We start from the raw sequence: 16,050 nt of genomic DNA on the forward strand, positions 1-16,050 counted from the left end.
CCATCCAGCGTCCGTTCAAATATCAGCAGGCTTACACAACCGCCGCTGCCATCTCGGCGCGGGCGGCCTCGGCCACTGCGCCTGCTACCTTCTCCAGCAGGCGGGGGTCAAACGGCTTGGGGATAATGTAGTCGCGGCCAAAGTGCAGCTCGCTAATGGCATAGGCATCAAGCACCGCCTGCGGCACCTCTTCACGCGCCAGTGCCGCCAGCGCATGGGCGGCGGCCACCTGCATGCCGGTGGTGATCTGGCGTGCCTTGGCATCCAGCGCGCCGCGAAACAGATAGGGAAAACACAGCGCGTTATTCACCTGATTGGGGAAATCAGAACGGCCGGTGGCCATGATGATGTCATCCCGCACGGCCATGGCGGTGGCAGGCAGAATTTCCGGGTCCGGGTTTGCCAGGGCAAATACCACGGGCCTGGGCGCCATCAGCGTGAGCAGGTCTGGCGGCAGCGCATTGGCCGCGGATACGCCGACAAACACATCGGCACCCGGCATCACATCGGCCAGCGTGCGGGCGGAAGTCTCGCGCAGCAAGTCGCGACCGTATTCGCTGATGTCGTCACGGCCCGCATGCAACACGCCCGCAATATCCACCAGCACAATATCCTGCGCGCCCATAGCCTTGAGCAGCCGGGCGGTTGCCATGCCAGCGGCCCCCGCGCCCAGAAACACGATGCGGGCCGTGGGCAGCGTTTTGCCTTGCAGCTCCAGTGCATTCAGCAGCGCCCCGGTAATAATCGCCGCCGTGCCGTGCTGGTCATCATGAAACACGGGGATATCGAGCCGGGCCCGCAGCTCGCGCTCTATGCGAAAGCAATGCGGGGCGGCGATATCTTCCAGATTGATGCCGCCAAACGTCGGCGCGATATTCACCACGGTCTCGATAAAGCTTTCGATGCTGGGCGCGGTGACTTCAATATCAAACACATCAATATTGGCAAAGCGCTTGAACAGCACGGCCTTGCCTTCCATCACCGGCTTGCCCGCCAGCGCACCGACATTGCCCAGGCCGAGCACGGCGGTGCCATCGGTAATCACCGCCACCAGATTGCCTTTATTGGTGTAGCGGTACGCGGCGGCGGGATCCTGATAGATGGCCTTGACCGGCTCGGCGACGCCGGGCGTATAGGCCAGCGCCAGGTCAGCGGCGGTGGCGCAGGGCTTGCTCGACTCCACCGAGAGTTTGCCCGGTGTGGGTAATGCGTGGTAATCCAGGGCGCGTTGTTTCAGATCCGGCATAAGCTTTTCTCCACGGCATTGATAAGACACCTTAGCCTGTAAGCATCAACCCTGCCAGCCTTAATCGCGCTGCGTAGTAGGCGTGTATTGCCCGGCCAGCAACAGCGGCAACACGCGGTATTCCACGGGGAAGGACACCGCGCCCTGCGCCAGCCCGGCGGCCAGTGCCTGCAGCTCGGCGGCCTCGGCCTGCACGCTAAAGAGGCAACGCCGCGTGGTGCCCAGCACTTGCTCGCGCAGGGAAAGCCCACCTTCGGGCTGACCATGCAGGCTGATCATCTGGCTGCTGAAGCGCACGCCGGGCAGGGCCTGGATCAGGTAATCCACCATCTGCTCTTCGTGCTCCGGCTGTACGCTTACTTGCAGCACAGCCATGGTTGTCATGGACTCTTGCATTGTTTTTTCCTTATTTGGCATGCGCAAAGCGCTGGTAAAGCATGGGTAGAAGAATGAGTGTAAGCACGGTGGAGGTAAACAAGCCACCGATCACCACAATCGCCAGCGGGCGTTGAATCTCCGAGCCTGGGCCGGTGGCAAACAGCAAGGGCAGCAGGCCAAAGGCGGCAATGCAGGCTGTCATCAGCACCGGCCGCAGCCGACGCTTGGCGCCTTCGATTACCACTTCCAGCATGGGCAGGCCTTGCGCGTGCAACTGGTTGAAATACGACATCATCACGACCCCATTAAGCACGGCAATGCCCAGCAAGGCAATGAATCCCACAGAAGCGGGCACCGACAGGTATTCGCCCGACAGCCACAAGGCAAACACGCCACCTATCATGGCAAACGGGATATTGCACAGAATCAGCGTGGCCTGCCGCACCGAATGGAAGGTAGCAAACAGGATGAGGAAGATCATGGCAATGGCCGCAGGCACCACAATCGCCAGCCGCGCGGCGGCCCGCTGCTGGTTTTCAAACTGGCCGCCCCAGGTCATGGAGTAGCCTTCGGGCAGCTGCACCTCTTTTTGCACACGGGCTTTCGCTTCTTCCACAAATCCCACCAGATCGCGACCGCGCACATTGCTGGTGACGATCACCATGCGGGCGCCGCGCTGGCGGTCTATCTTCACCGGGCCTTCCACCCGCTCCAGCTTGGCCACGGCAGATAGCGGAATGTTGCGGCCGTTGGGCAATGTCAGCATCAGGTTGCCAAAGTCAGCGGCGGACTGGCGCAGGCTCTCGCCGCCGCGCACCAGCAAGGGTGTGCGGCGCTGGCCTTCCTGCACCACGGAGAGCACTTTGCCTTCGAGCTGCGCACGCAGGATGGATTCGATCTCGGTCATGTTGAAGCCCATGCGCCCTGCCGCCAGCCGATCAATGGCAATGCGCATGTATTGCACACCGCTGTTTTGCGGGGTGTAGACATCCTGACTGCCGGAGATACCCTGAAGCAGATGCACCAGCTGCTGCGCTTTCTGGTCCAGCACATCCAGATCATTGCCAAAAATCTTGATAGCGAGATCGCCACGCACGCCGAGGATCATTTCATTCACGCGCATATCAATCGGCTGGGTAAAGCTATAGGCCAGGCCGGGCAGCTCTTCCATCACCTTGCGCAGGTCGTTGATCAGGGCCGCTTTATCTGGCTGGCGCCACTCGGATTGCGGCTTGAGGATGAGGAAGTTATCGGTTTGGTTCAAGCCCATGGGGTCCAGCCCCAGCTCATCGGCACCGGTGCGCGAATAGATTTCCTTTACCTCCGGCACATTCTGCAAAATGGCGCGCTGCACATTCATGTCGGTGGTGAGGCTCTGCTGCAAATTGATCGAGGGCAGCTTTTCCACACCGACAATAATGTCGCCTTCATCCAGCGTCGGCATGAAAATCTTGCCTATCTGCAGATACACCACCACTGTCAGCCCCAAGGCAACAAACGCAGCAATGACAAGGGCTCGGCCGTGAGCAAGCGCCCACCTCAGCGCCGGTTCATACAGCGCCAATGCCTTGCGCACCACCCAGGGTTCTCCGTGGGGCATCTTGCGCAGCAGAAAAGAAGCCAGCACCGGAATCACCGTCAGCGACAGCAGCAGCGAGGCGGAAAGCGCAAACACAATGGTCATCGCCACCGGGCGAAACAGCTTGCCTTCCAGCCCTTCCAGCGTCAGCAAGGGCAGGAATACCGTGATGATGATGAGCACGCCCGCCGCCACCGGCACGCTGACTTCGCGCACCGCACGGTAGATGAGATGCAGGCGTGGCAAGCCGGCGCCACGCTTGTTATCCGCCAGATGCGAGGCGATGTTTTCCACCACCACCACGGCGGCATCCACCAGCATGCCGATAGCGATAGACAGCCCGCCCAGACTCATGAGATTGGCAGACAGGCCAAACTCTTGCATGAGCAAAAATGTGGACAAGGCCGCGAGTGGCAAGATCAGCGCCACGGTGAGCGCCGCCCGCAGATTGCCGAGGAACAGCAGCAGCAACACCAGCACCAGCACAATGGCTTCCACCAGCGCCTTGGAGACGGTGTACACGGCTCTATCGACCAGACTGCTGCGGTCATAAAACACATGAATGCTGACACCCTTGGGCAAGGTCGGCTGCATCTCGGCCAGCTTGGCCTTGATGCCGCTCACCACCTGCCGCGCATTGGCACCACGCAAGCCCAGCACCAGGCCTTCGACCACTTCCTCCTTGGCATTGCTGGTCACCGCGCCATAACGGGTCAATGCGCCTAGCTGGATGGCGGCGACATCGGCCACCCGCACCGGAATGCCATCTTCGGTGCGGATCACGGTGTTCTGCACATCTTCCAGCGTCTTGAGGCGGCCTTCGGCACGCACCAGCAGCGATTCCTCACCATCATTCAGGCGGCCAGCGCCGTCGTTGTTGTTGTTTTCGATCAAGGCATTTTGCAGGGCATCGAGCGTCACGCCGCGGGCATACATGCGCGAGTTATCGGGAATGATCTCGAAACTGCGCACCAGGCCCCCCAGCGAATTCACATCCGCCACCCCCGCCACCGTGCGCAGCTGGGGTCGTATCACCCAATCCAGCAGACTGCGGCGCTCGGCCAGGCTGAGATGGGGTGCCTCCACCGTGAACATGAACATCTCGCCCAGCGGCGTGGTCATGGGCGCCACGCCACCCGACACATCCGGCGGCAGATTGGGCAGCACCGCGCTCAGCCGCTCATTGACCTGCTGGCGGGCCCAGTAGATATCAGTACCCTCGGCAAAGTCGATGGTGATATCGGTGAGCGCATACTTCGCCACCGAACGCAGCATGGTCTGCCTGGGCAGGCCCAGCATTTCCACTTCAATCGGCGCGGTGATACGGGCTTCGACCTCCTCGGGGGTCATGCCCGGCGCCTTCATGATGATCTTGACCTGGGTGGATGAGACATCCGGAAACGCATCAATCGGCAGTTGTTGAAACGCCTGCACCCCGGCAAAGGAGAGCATGGCGGTAAGCACCAGCATCAATACCCGCTGGGTCAGGGATAAGCGGATCAGGGCTGCCAGCATCACTCAGCCCCCAGCCCCAGCCAGCGCCCCTTGATGGCGGCCTGGCCGCTGACGGCGACTTGCTCCTTGCCGGTGAAGTCGCCATTGATGACGACCTCTTCAAACTGCTCGGACACCACTTCCACCGGCATGGCGCGGAAGCCCTGCGCGGTTTTTACAAACACATAGGTCTTGCCATCATGGCGGGCAATGGCCGGACGCGGCACGCTGAAGTGCGTGCTGGTACCCAGCCCGCCGATTTCTGCCTCCACAAACTGGCCGGGGGCCAGCTTCTCGGTGCCGGTGGTAATCGTGGCACGCAAATGCACGGTCTGGTCGTTCTTGTTCACGCTGCGCACGATGTGGATCAACTTGCCGCTGGCGCCGTACTTGGGCACGCTCACCGGCATGCCGACGCTGACATAGGGCAGTACTTCCAAAGGCGCGCTGATTTCCAGCCAGAGCGGATGCAGGCGGCCGATACGGTATATCGGCGCCGACAGATCCACGCGCTGGCCAACGGCGGCGAGTTGCTCCAGCACCTGCCCGGCGGCCGGGGCGGTGAGCGTAATGCCACTCGTCATGCGGCCGGATTTTTCCAGCTGGGCAATCCCACCCGCGCCCATGCCTGCCAGCTGCAAGGCCTGCTTGCGCTGATTGAGCAGCGCGCTCAGCTCTTCCTGCCCGCTTTGCGTGGTCTGGAAACGGCGCTTGGCGATAATGCCATCCTGATACAGCTCCTGATCGCGCTTGAGGTTGTTTTGCGCCAGGCGATATTGCGTGAGTGCCTGCAGGTAATCGCGCTGCAGGGCGATCAGCTCGGGGCTGCTGATATGCGCCAGTGGCTGCCCGGCTTTGACATCCTCACCCGCGGCCACATACAGGGTATCCACGAGGCCGGATTGCGGAGCGGAGACCATGCGCTCCTGCCCGATGGGGATCATGATTTCGGCAGGCAGGCGATGGCTGCTGACCGGCGTATTGCGCCCCAGGGCGGCGACGCGGATGCCCAGCGTGTTTTGTTGTGTTTCGGTAAAGGCGATATCCGCCGCTTGCACCAGCTGGCCGGGCAACAAGGCCAGCATCAGGGTCCATATCCACATTGTCTGTTTCATATTCTTCTTCATGGTAATACTCCAACCGCCTGGTTATAGCGGGCAATGTCCCATTGCAGCTGTATGCGCCGGGTAGTGAGTGCGCGCTCAGCCTCGTAGGCCAGCGCCTGTATGCGCATCAGGCCGACCAGGTCGGTTTCGCCGAGCTGGAAGGCCTTGTTGGCGAGTCGCAGGTTTTCCTGGGCCAGCGCCTGCTGACGCGTGACCATCTCGAGCTCGGCGCGGCTGACCGTGAGGTTGTGCTCGGCTTCGTGCATGGCGGTTTCGAGTTGATAGATCAGGCTGTCGCGAGCACTCTGGGCACGGCCGACTTCCATCTCGGCCGCAGCCTCAATGGGGGCGGCGCGCACCGGACTATCCAGCGGAATGCGCAACTTGAGGCCTATGCTGTCGTTAAAGGCATTTTCAAATGGGCCGCGCTGGCTGCGCGCATTCAGGATGACTTGCGGATTTTCACGCCGCTCCAGCCGGGCCAGCTCGCGCGCCTGCTGGGTGAGGCCCAGCCGTGACATGGCTTCGCGGTAGTAGGGATGCTGCTCGCTGTAATCTTCCAGCGCAGACTGCGCTTCATCCAGCTGCTGCGGCATGGTGTGCAAACCCGTGAGGATGATGTAACGATGCCGCGCATGCATGAGCTCGGCCTCGGCCCGCAAGCGCCCGGTTTCGGCAATGATGCGCTCGTTCTGCGCCAGCATGAGATCGGTCTTGGCAAGCTCGCCCGCCTCAAAGCGCCGCTGCACATCGTGCTCCAGCGCCATGGCGGTGTTCAAGCGCAGGTCGGCCAGCTCCAGGGCATTGGCATTCATGCGGATATCCCAGATGGCCTCGCGCACATAGCCAGCCACCTGCAACTTGAGGCTGTCGCGGCTGGCGGCCAAGTCTTCATCGGCGGCATCGGCCACATGTTTGCGGGCATTGCGCTGGCCTTGCAGCCAGACTGGCAGCTCGACTTCGGCCTGCCAGTCGCGCTCACCGCGGCCACTGCCGACGGCGTCGTTCTGCGCGCTCATGCCGACGGCAGGTGCCTGTGGCAGGAACGATGTTGCCACGGTGCGGCGCGCGCGCACTTCGGCCATGCGGGCTGCCAATATCGGCTGGGTAGGGTTACGTAAATAGGCTTTCTCAACCACCTCATGCAGGCTCAAGGCCGCATCGGGTTCAACAACATCGGTGTGCAGGACATCAGCATGGCGAGCATCGGCGGCCAATGGCGCCGCCAGCACGATCCCGGCCCCCATGCCGCCCACGCATGACATGCCTATGCAAAACATATATGGCATAGCACGCCCAAACAGGCGTTTCTGGTACATAGATTTCTCCTGAAGCTATTATCTGGCGCAGCTTTTCGCTGCGTTCAATGCAATAACTCAGGCGAGAGGTGGCGCTCGGGAAAGGTAAGGCGAATAAACCTGCAGACGTCTGGCATGCGTGCCAGACACAGGGGGGAAGTGACGTTTGCTGGCGGGGACTGCCAGCAGTAACACGAGAACCAACACCAGCATGGGTGCCTGAATCAAGAGATCCTGATCATTCTTGAGGCCGTGCTCGACAGTGACCGTATGCAGGGCGGCATGCCCCATGCTGACATGATCGGCAGCGGCATGCATCTCGGGCACATCGATATCCACTGCATGCATGTGCAGGCCATGGCCCTGATCTTCTGCATTCAATTCCAGATGCCCATGAATGAACGGCGCAAAGACTTGCAACAGGGCAAGCCAGAGCACGATGACTACAGACATGGATTTGAATGGACGGCGCAGCATGCGGCAAATCTAACAAATTAAGGGGGTACTGGCAAATGAAGTCTGCGTCACAAGGCAGTTTATTTTTTCTAACAAAAATAATGACATACCCAACAGTATTCAGAATGACAGCCGATACTGCCTATAACACCGCATGTTTTGCAGGATGGCCAGGGCTGCATATTCGCCTGCCATCGGGATGGAAGTAGCCAGGCTATCCGCAGCCATTATTTTTTATGGGTAGCACGTACGCCGCAACTTGGCTACTATGGCGCTTGTAACAAATCTTTACAATTGGCTTTACCGCATCAAGAAACAGCATCACCTCACAGCAGGAGGTCGTTTTGGCATGAAACCGGTAATCAAGCAGTTGCTCACTTCGATTGGGATGGGCGTCGCCATGCTGCTGCTGGCCACGATCGCCTATCTGTCCTATACCCGTACCGAACATTTCGTGGCCAGCTCACGTTGGGTCGACCACACCTATACCGTGCTGATACAGCTGGATAAAGTCACTGCGGGCATCAAAGAAGCCGAGTCGAGCGAGCGCGGCTACCTGCTGACCAATGACCCGCATTTTTTTCACCTTTATGAAGAGGTCGTGCACAAGCTGCCCGCCGACATGCAAAAACTGCAGTCACTGACAGCCGACAACCCGATTCAGCAGCGCCAGGTCGTGGCCTTCAATGCGCGCGTGCAGAACAAGCTGGATTCCATGCGCGACATTATTTCCACCAAGCTGGAATATCATCGCCTGGCGACGGACCCGGTCTTTCTGGGCATGCTGAATACCGGCAAGCAGATCATGCAGGACATCCGCATGCAGGCCGCCAACATTCTGAATACCGAACAAAGCCTGCTGAGGCAGCGTTTGAAAGCCATGGAAGACGAAGCCGCCTCAACCCGGCAATGGATTTTGATCGGCAACCTGCTGGCCGCCTGCATGCTGGGCCTGAGCTTCTGGCTCTTGATCAAGGAAATCCAGAGTCGCGAGCGGGCGCAACGCAAAGCCGAGGCCACCGCCTCGCAGCTCGAAATCACCAACCGTGAACTGGAGAGCTTCAGTTATTCCGTCTCGCATGACTTGCGGGCGCCCTTGCGCGCGATTGACGGTTACTCGCGCATGTTTGAGGAAGACTACAGCGACAAGCTGGATGAAGAAGGTTTGCGCCTGCTGTCGGTAGTGCGCAGCAATAGTCGCAAGATGGGGCAGTTGATCGATGACCTGCTGCAATTCGCGCGCTCTGGCCGCAAGCAGATTGAGGCCGAGCCCATCAATATGCCCACGCTGATACACGAGGTATGGCTGGAGGTCACGGCCGACCAGATGGCACATAACACCCAGCTCGAATTGCAACAGCTGCTGACGGTACATGCCGATCGTGCGCTGATCCGGCAGGTGCTGATCAACCTGCTCTCCAACGCGGTCAAGTACAGCAAAACCAAGCCGGAGCCCAAGGTGGTTGTGCGCTCCAGCCACAACCGCAACACGGTGAGTTACGAAATAGAAGATAACGGTGTCGGCTTTGACATGCGGTATTACAACAAGCTGTTTGGTGTATTTCAGCGCTTGCACAGTGCTGATGAATTTCCCGGGACCGGCGTCGGGCTCGCCATTGTGCAGCGCATCATCGTGCGGCATGGCGGCCAGGTCTGGGGCAAAAGTACGCTAGGCGAAGGCAGTGTGTTTGGATTCAGCTTACCCTGGAAGGAACCTCATCATGGATGATTTGCAACAAGTACAGATCCTGCTGGTCGAAGATAGCGAGACCGACGCCGAAATGACCCGACGCGCACTCAAGAAAATCGGCCTGACCAATGAAATACTGTGGCTGAAAGATGGTCAGGAGGCACTGGATTTTGTATTCCGGCAGGGTGCATTCGAGCACAGAGCCAAGCACTCGCCCAAGCTGATTTTGCTGGACCTGAAAATGCCCAGGGTAGATGGCATCGAAGTATTGCAGCAAATCAAGAAATCCGAAGAAACACGCATGATCCCGGTGGTGATGCTGACGTCCAGCGCTGAGGAGCGCGATATCGTCAAAAGCTACGAGCTGGGCGTGAACAGTTATCTGGTCAAGCCAGTCGAATTTGACCAGTTTGTGGAGGAAGTGTCCAAAGTGGGTTGCTACTGGGCAATATTGAACAAGATCCCGCAGTACCAGTAACGACTGGCAAACAGCCCTGGCCTCAAAACCGGGGAATAGGGGGAACCAAATGTTGCGTATCCTGATGGTGGAGGATAGTCCGACTGATGCCGAGCTCGCGCTGCGGGAGCTGAAGCGCGCCGGAATGGCGTGCGAATTCATGCGGGTAGAAACCGAGAAGGATTTCCGCGACCAGATTCAGGACTATCAACCGCAGCTGATTCTTTCCGATTATTCCCTGCCGCAGTTTGACGGCATGTCGGCACTGCATATTGCACGCGAAGTGGCCCCGGAAATTCCCTTCATTTTTGTCTCCGGCACCATAGGCGAGGAAACCGCCATTCTCTCGCTCAAGAATGGCGCCACAGACTACATCATCAAGAATAACCTCAGCCGACTGCCCAGTGCGGTGAGTTCGGCGCTAGAACGGGCCCAAGAAAAAGCCCTGCATCGGCGCATGGAACGCGAGCTTGAAAACAGTAACCGCCTGTTTCGGGTGTTCATGCAGAACCTGCCCGCCATTGCCTTCATTAAGGATCAGCACGGCCAGTATATTTTTGCCAACGCCAGCACCGTCGATGCGCTGCAAATGCCGCATGAGGAGATCATCGGCAAGCAAGACACCATGCTGTTTCCGCCTCAGCTGGCGCAGGAAATACGGGCTGCCGAGCAGCAGATGCTGGCACAGGGCGAGGCGATCCAGCATGTCCGCCAGTTTCCACAGGCAGATGATGTCAAGCTGTGGCTGCTCACCACCTTCCCCGTGCAGGACATAGATGGCAATTTCAATCACATCGGTGGCATCGGCATCGACATCACCGAGCAGCGCAAGGTAGAAGAAGCGCTGCTGCTACGTAACCACGCCATTGAAGCCAGCGCGACGCCGATTCTGATTGTGGATGTGACGCAATCTGCCATGCCGCTGATCTATGTGAACCGGGCGTTTGAACTGGTAACGGGCTATTCAGCGCAGGAGGCCATCGGCCGCAATTGCCGCTTTTTGCAGGGGCATGACCGCGATCAACCCGAGCTGGAAAAAATACGCACGGCGATACGCGAGCGCTGCCCCGGCAACGCCATCCTGCGCAATTATCGCAAGGATGGCAGCCTGTTCTGGAACGAGCTGTATGTGGCGCCAGTGCCTGACCCCCATGGCGGCGAGCCACGCTATTTTGTTGGTGTGCAAAAAGACATCACCGAGATCCGGCAATATCAGGAAGCCCTGGAACGGCAGGCGAATTACGATGCGTTGACCGGGCTGGCCAACCGCAACCTGCTGAAAGAACGCATGCAGCAGGCCATCAGCGAGGCGCGCCGCCACAACTGGGCATTCAGCGTGGCCTTTGTGGACATTGATAATTTCAAGCGGGTGAATGACAGCATGGGACACGGCGCGGGCGATGAGTTGATCCGCCTGTTGGGCCAGCGCTTGCAATCCTGCCTGCGCGATGGCGATACCGTGGCGCGGCTGGGCGGCGATGAATTTGTCCTGCTGCTCACCAGCCAGTCGCTGGATGAAAGCATCCATACCGTGGTGCAACGCATACGCAACACCATCATCAACCCCTTCATCATCAGCGGCAAACAGCTCACCATCACCTGCAGCATCGGGCTGGCCAACTTTCCACATGATGGCCGCAATGCCGATACGTTGCTATCGAATGCGGATAGCGCCATGTATCAGGCCAAAGCCAGCGGCAGCAATAATTTCCGTTTTTACGCCAAGGAGATGAATGCCGAGTTGGGCCACCGGCTGTCACTGGAAAACGATTTATGGCACGCGCTGGAAAAGCAGCAACTGGTGCTGCATTATCAGCCGCAGGTGTGCATGCGCAATAGCCAGATCATTGGCATGGAAGCCCTGATACGCTGGCAGCATCCCAATCTGGGCCTGATTCCGCCGCTGCAATTCATTCCGCTATCGGAGGATGATGGCCTGATTGTGCCGATCGGTATCTGGGTCATGGAAACCGCCGCACAGCAGAATCGCCAATTGCAGCTGGCTGGTTATCCACCCATACGCGTAGCGGTGAACCTCTCCGTGCGACAACTGGAACAAAAAGACCTGGTGCACTGCATCGAAAAAACCCTGCAGCATTCCGGCCTGGACCCGCAATGCCTGGAGCTGGAAATTACCGAGAGCATGCTGATGCACAACATCGAGGAATCCATCATCACCTTGAACCGGATCAGCGAGCTCGGGGTGCAGCTATCGCTGGATGATTTTGGCACCGGCTATTCCAGCCTGTCTTACCTCAAGCGCCTGCCCATCAATCGGCTGAAGATAGACAAGTCCTTCATCAATGACATCACCACCACGTATAACGATGCCATTATTGCGCGCTCCATCATCGCCCTGGCCCATAGCCTGGAGATACAGGTGATTGCCGAAGGTGTGGAGTCCGTGGATCAATACGCCTTCCTGCTGGAGAATGGTTGCGACGAGGTGCAGGGGTATCTGCTCAGTCGCCCGCGGCCGTTTGCCGAGATCGAAGCCTTGCTGCAAAGCGGCGGGCGCCTGGCCTTGCCTGAGGTTTAAGTTTTTTTTAATCGTGTTAAGGTAAGAGCCAGCATCTCAACTGCGTTCACGATTTATTCAGACATCAATAGCTGGTTGTGGTCGGTCTTGAGGTAAAAGCGACCATCAGCATCAATCTTCACCACGCGAATGCGGTAACCACTCAACACCGGCTCGGCATACACCAGACGATGCCCTTCCTTTTTCATGTGATACAGCGTCGTGGTGGCCATGCCCGCCACAAAAAAGCTGTTTTCCCAATAGGCATTGCGGCCTGACTTGGGATAACGCGCCATCGAGCCCACGCCTATGGAGGGCACAAAGGTGAAGATGGGCTTTTCGTAGCCATCATGGCCGTTGTAGCTATTGCCGTAATAATCGCCATTGCCATCGCGTTCATACATGGTGCCGTAACTCACCAGCGGCCAGCCATAATTGGAGCCTTCACGTATCAGATTGATCTCATCACCACCGCGCGGACCGTGCTCGGTTTCCCATAAATCGCCTGCTTCGTGGTCAAAATACAAGCCACCAGAAGGTGAACGCAGACCGGAGGCATACAAATCCACGCTGCCGGTCTTGGTGTTGATTTTCATCAGCTTGCCCAAGGAGGTGGAAGTATCCTGTACGCCCTGGGGTTTGCCAAAATCCCCGATGGCCAGGTATACAACTTCATCACTCTCTCCCAGCGCCAGCTTGCCGCCCGCCTGCATGCCCAAAAAAGGCTCCTTGATCGCGGGGGAGCTAGTGAAGATATCGCGCTTGTACACCAGGCGGCTATTCACCACGTCCAGCGTAAATTCCGACACGGCCAGACGCGCGCCATTCTGCATGTCGTCCCATACGATGTAGCTGACATAGAGAGAATTATTCACCCGCAGGCTGTCCTTCACGCCGGACGACCCCTGGCAGTACACCAGCGGCTTGACGTCATCATCGTCCTCATCGGATTTGCTCAAGCGCTGCGGGGATTGGGTGCGCTCGATGTCATTGTCATCCAGTGCGGTAAAGTAGGCTTCGCCACATTTGCTGATAAACAGAAAGCGCTTGTTGCCCAGGATTTCAAAAGGCCCGGAGGGAAACTCGTCGTCAATCGGCAGATTATAAATGCGGAGGTTTTCGGTGCCGAACACCGAGCCTATTTTGGCGGTCTGGTCCGGCAGGATTTCATCAATGCTGAGGCTTTCAAAACCATCTTCAAACGGCCACCACTTCATGCGGTACTGATTGGCACCCAGCATGAACAAGCCGATGACCATCACGATAAAGAGCAGAACTTTGATAATTTTTTTTCGGTTGAAATGCATGCTTTCTTTCGCCATGCGCAAGCCCCGCTGCACATCGCCTTATTTATTGTTTTATTACCGACCGCCACCCGCGCGCATAGTTTCCTTGGGCGGGTGATTTTCCCGGCATTCCGCACCATTGTAGTGCCGCTACGGTAAAATACCACTTTCGACTTTGGCCTCGCCTGCCCCATGCATACCCTGATGCAGTTCATGCGGCGCTTTCGCCCGCAAACCAATATAGTCAGCCACAGCGAACGTCTGCGGGCCTGCTGCGGGGCGTTGCTGGGCATATTGATCACCGCCAGCGTGAGTGCGCTATTGGTCGGCAATGCCAGCCTGCCGTATCTGATGGCGCCGATAGGCGCATCAGCGGTGTTGCTGTATGCGGCCCCGGCCAGCCCGCTGGCGCAACCCTGGTCCATCATGGGCGGCAACATGCTCTCGGCCATCGCCGGTGTCCTCTGTGCCAGCTGGATACCCTCGCCCCTGCTGGCAGCCGCGGCCGCCATTTTCCTCGCGATAGGCCTGATGTTTGCCATGCGCTGTTTGCACCCGCCAGGTGGGGCTGTCGCCTTGACCGCCGTCATCGGCGGGCCGGCCATCCACCAGCTGGGCTGGAGTTATGTGCTGATGCCGGTTGGCTTGAACTCACTCTTGCTACTGGTCGTCGCGCTGATCTACAACAATGCTACGCGGCGCCCTTACCCGCATGCCCAGCAACTGGAGCCGGAGCGTTCGCTGCATGAGACGCAGGATATGCCGCCGCTGGCACGCATGGGCTTTACCCACGCCGACATGGATGCCGTACTCAAGGATTACAACCAGGTGCTGGACATCAGCCGAGATGATCTGGAGTCCTTGTTCCTGCAGACCGAAATGCATGCCTATCGCCGCCGCTTTGGCGAAATACGCTGCCAGGACATCATGTCGCGCTCGCTGATCACGGTGGAATTTGGCACGACATTGGAAGAGGCCTGGCAATTGCTGCTACGCCATCATCTCAAGGCCTTGCCCGTGCTCGACAAGGCACGTCGAGTGTGTGGCATTATTACCCAGGGCGATTTCATGCGGCAGGCGGATCTCTCTGGCTATCGGAGCATTGCCAGCAAGCTGAAGCAGGTGGTGCAACGCATCCCTTATACCCATACCGACAAACCGGAAGTGGTGGGCCAGATCATGACCAACCGGGTCATCACCGCCAGCGCCGACATGCACATTGTGGAGTTGATCCCCCTGGTGTCGGAACACAATCTGCATCATATTCCGGTAGTGGATCAGGAGCGCCGCCTGGCTGGCATGATCAGCCAGTCCGACCTGATCGCCGGGCTCTACCGTGGCCGCCTCAACAGCATGGCGAGCGGATGATGCAAGCTGCAGACCTGCATCGTTTCCCAGCTACTGAGGGATGGTTTACACTGCCCGCTCCCATCAAGCCTTGATAGTCATGCCTACTGAACTCCGACAAGCCGCCCTCGCCTGGCTGGCCGAACCAGACCCCAGCCGCAAAGTCGCAGGCGTCACCGACTTGCATAGTGCGTATCAGTCAGGTGAAGTTGTACTGAATAGCGCCGCTGACCTGACTATGGCGCCAGACCAGGCACAGCTGTCGATTCCCGGCCGTCCCCAGCAACCCGAGCTGGTGTCGCCGCTGGCCGTCAAGCGCCGCAACATGCGCACCGTGGAAGGCCGCGCCGCGCTGATTCATGCGCTGGCCCATATCGAATTCAATGCGATCAATCTGGCGCTGGATGTGATCTGGCGCTTCCCCGGCATGCCAGATGCCTTTTATGCCGACTGGCTGCAGGTGGCGCAGGAAGAAGCCCTCCACTTCAGTTTGCTGCAAGAACACCTCGTGACACTGGGCTACCGTTATGGCGACTTCCCCGCCCACAACAGCCTGTGGGAAATGGCCACCCGCACCGAGCACGACATCCTGGCACGCATTGCGCTGGTCCCGCGTACCATGGAAGCCCGCGGCCTGGATGCCTCGCCCCCCCTGCGCGCCAAACTCGCCCAGGCTGGCGATATGGCCGCCGCCGCCATTCTGGATATCATCCTGCGGGATGAAATTGGCCATGTTGCCATCGGCAACCGCTGGTTTGGCTGGTTATGCGAACAAGGCAATCTCGAGCCCCTGGCCACCTATGCCGATTTGGCCGCCCGCTACAGCGCCCCCACCCTGCGCGGTCCTTTCAATATGGAAGCCCGCCGTGCGGCAGGTTTTAGTGATGCCGAGCTGGAATCGCTCTTGGGACAGGTGCCCAGCTAGCTCCCTTGTCACTCCCTGCTTGCAGTGCAGGATGGAGCGTCCAACGTGCCAACTTCAATAAATGCAATCAATAAAACACGTCGCATTTTCTTATGTAACTTATTAATAAATAACATTTTTGTGCACGGCCCGCACAAAAAAGGGGATATATCGTATCTCCCGAACCTCGCCATCAGACAACCATTAATTAAGCAATTGAATACAATAGGTTTTATTGAAAAAATCCCACCTGGCATTCATTTTGCATAGTACTAGTCGCATTACTTCATA

The 16,050-nt window shown here is 58.4% G+C and carries 12 protein-coding genes; 5 read left to right on the forward strand and 7 right to left on the reverse strand.

The annotated features are described in order from the left end of the window. Positions 1 to 31: 31 nt before the first annotated feature. The 6 genes from LG203_RS10970 to LG203_RS10995 are packed head-to-tail and all read right to left on the reverse strand — an operon-like array spanning position 32 to position 7,578. The gene (locus LG203_RS10970) at positions 32 to 1,246 is read right to left on the reverse strand and encodes a malic enzyme-like NAD(P)-binding protein (protein ID WP_230345798.1); all 1,215 of its coding nucleotides are present in this window, start codon (positions 1,244 to 1,246) and stop codon (positions 32 to 34) included. Positions 1,247 to 1,306: 60 nt separating this feature from the next. Then, positions 1,307 to 1,630: a DUF3240 family protein gene (locus LG203_RS10975; protein ID WP_230345799.1), complete on the reverse strand. Its 324-nt coding sequence runs from the start codon at positions 1,628 to 1,630 to the stop codon at positions 1,307 to 1,309. Positions 1,631 to 1,652: 22 nt separating this feature from the next. Beyond that, positions 1,653 to 4,718 carry an efflux RND transporter permease subunit gene (locus tag LG203_RS10980; protein WP_230345800.1) on the reverse strand — a complete coding sequence of 1,022 codons (3,066 nt, stop codon included), beginning with the start codon at positions 4,716 to 4,718 and terminating at the stop codon, positions 1,653 to 1,655. Next, positions 4,718 to 5,812 carry an efflux RND transporter periplasmic adaptor subunit gene (locus LG203_RS10985; protein ID WP_230345801.1) on the reverse strand — a complete coding sequence of 365 codons (1,095 nt, stop codon included), beginning with the start codon at positions 5,810 to 5,812 and terminating at the stop codon, positions 4,718 to 4,720. The genes LG203_RS10980 and LG203_RS10985 overlap by 1 nt, the downstream gene beginning before the upstream one ends. A gap of 8 nt (positions 5,813 to 5,820) precedes the next feature. Then, positions 5,821 to 7,122: a TolC family protein gene (locus LG203_RS10990; protein ID WP_230345802.1), complete on the reverse strand. Its 1,302-nt coding sequence runs from the start codon at positions 7,120 to 7,122 to the stop codon at positions 5,821 to 5,823. Positions 7,123 to 7,179: 57 nt separating this feature from the next. After that, the gene (locus tag LG203_RS10995) at positions 7,180 to 7,578 is read right to left on the reverse strand and encodes a hypothetical protein (RefSeq protein WP_230345803.1); all 399 of its coding nucleotides are present in this window, start codon (positions 7,576 to 7,578) and stop codon (positions 7,180 to 7,182) included. Positions 7,579 to 7,906: 328 nt separating this feature from the next. Here LG203_RS10995 and LG203_RS11000 point away from each other — a divergent pair, with 328 nt between their 5' ends. Genes LG203_RS11000 through LG203_RS11010 form a run of 3 tightly spaced genes read left to right on the forward strand, consistent with a single transcriptional unit; the run spans position 7,907 to position 12,243 of the window. Beyond that, positions 7,907 to 9,286 carry a sensor histidine kinase gene (locus LG203_RS11000; protein WP_230345804.1) on the forward strand — a complete coding sequence of 460 codons (1,380 nt, stop codon included), beginning with the start codon at positions 7,907 to 7,909 and terminating at the stop codon, positions 9,284 to 9,286. Beyond that, positions 9,279 to 9,725, forward strand: coding sequence for a response regulator (locus tag LG203_RS11005; protein ID WP_230345805.1), 447 nt, complete (start codon positions 9,279 to 9,281; stop codon positions 9,723 to 9,725). The genes LG203_RS11000 and LG203_RS11005 overlap by 8 nt, the downstream gene beginning before the upstream one ends. Before the next feature lie 49 nt (positions 9,726 to 9,774). Further along, positions 9,775 to 12,243, forward strand: coding sequence for an EAL domain-containing protein (locus LG203_RS11010; protein ID WP_230345806.1), 2,469 nt, complete (start codon positions 9,775 to 9,777; stop codon positions 12,241 to 12,243). Positions 12,244 to 12,296: 53 nt separating this feature from the next. On the opposite strand, the gene LG203_RS11015 is transcribed toward LG203_RS11010, so the two are convergent. After that, complete coding sequence (locus tag LG203_RS11015; protein WP_230345807.1) at positions 12,297 to 13,529, reverse strand: PQQ-dependent sugar dehydrogenase; 1,233 nt, start codon at positions 13,527 to 13,529, stop codon at positions 12,297 to 12,299. A 171-nt stretch (positions 13,530 to 13,700) separates the two neighbouring features. Here LG203_RS11015 and LG203_RS11020 point away from each other — a divergent pair, with 171 nt between their 5' ends. Next, on the forward strand, positions 13,701 to 14,876 hold the full coding sequence (locus LG203_RS11020; RefSeq protein ID WP_230345808.1) for an HPP family protein: 1,176 nt from the start codon (positions 13,701 to 13,703) through the stop codon (positions 14,874 to 14,876). A gap of 79 nt (positions 14,877 to 14,955) precedes the next feature. Further along, positions 14,956 to 15,780 (forward strand): ferritin-like domain-containing protein, encoded by an 825-nt coding sequence (locus LG203_RS11025; RefSeq protein WP_230345809.1) that lies wholly within the window; start codon positions 14,956 to 14,958, stop codon positions 15,778 to 15,780. Positions 15,781 to 16,050: the final 270 nt, after the last annotated feature.

Origin of the sequence: Methylovorus mays (genome assembly GCF_020531915.1) — a bacterium.
Lineage (GTDB): Bacteria > Pseudomonadota > Gammaproteobacteria > Burkholderiales > Methylophilaceae > Methylovorus > Methylovorus mays.

Bases quoted from the DNA above. Each gene is read 5' to 3' on its own strand.
- LG203_RS11025 (WP_230345809.1), top strand. From the start codon at position 14,956: ATGCCTACTGAACTCCGACAAGCCGCCCTCGCCTGGCTGGCCGAACCA.
- LG203_RS10980 (WP_230345800.1), bottom strand. From the start codon at position 4,718: ATGCTGGCAGCCCTGATCCGCTTATCCCTGACCCAGCGGGTATTGATG.
- LG203_RS10985 (WP_230345801.1), bottom strand. From the start codon at position 5,812: ATGAAACAGACAATGTGGATATGGACCCTGATGCTGGCCTTGTTGCCC.
- LG203_RS11010 (WP_230345806.1), top strand. From the start codon at position 9,775: ATGTTGCGTATCCTGATGGTGGAGGATAGTCCGACTGATGCCGAGCTC.
- LG203_RS10990 (WP_230345802.1), bottom strand. From the start codon at position 7,122: ATGTACCAGAAACGCCTGTTTGGGCGTGCTATGCCATATATGTTTTGC.
- LG203_RS11020 (WP_230345808.1), top strand. From the start codon at position 13,701: ATGCATACCCTGATGCAGTTCATGCGGCGCTTTCGCCCGCAAACCAAT.
- LG203_RS11015 (WP_230345807.1), bottom strand. From the start codon at position 13,529: ATGCATTTCAACCGAAAAAAAATTATCAAAGTTCTGCTCTTTATCGTG.
- LG203_RS10970 (WP_230345798.1), bottom strand. From the start codon at position 1,246: ATGCCGGATCTGAAACAACGCGCCCTGGATTACCACGCATTACCCACA.
- LG203_RS11005 (WP_230345805.1), top strand. From the start codon at position 9,279: ATGGATGATTTGCAACAAGTACAGATCCTGCTGGTCGAAGATAGCGAG.
- LG203_RS11000 (WP_230345804.1), top strand. From the start codon at position 7,907: ATGAAACCGGTAATCAAGCAGTTGCTCACTTCGATTGGGATGGGCGTC.
- LG203_RS10995 (WP_230345803.1), bottom strand. From the start codon at position 7,578: ATGCTGCGCCGTCCATTCAAATCCATGTCTGTAGTCATCGTGCTCTGG.
- LG203_RS10975 (WP_230345799.1), bottom strand. From the start codon at position 1,630: ATGACAACCATGGCTGTGCTGCAAGTAAGCGTACAGCCGGAGCACGAA.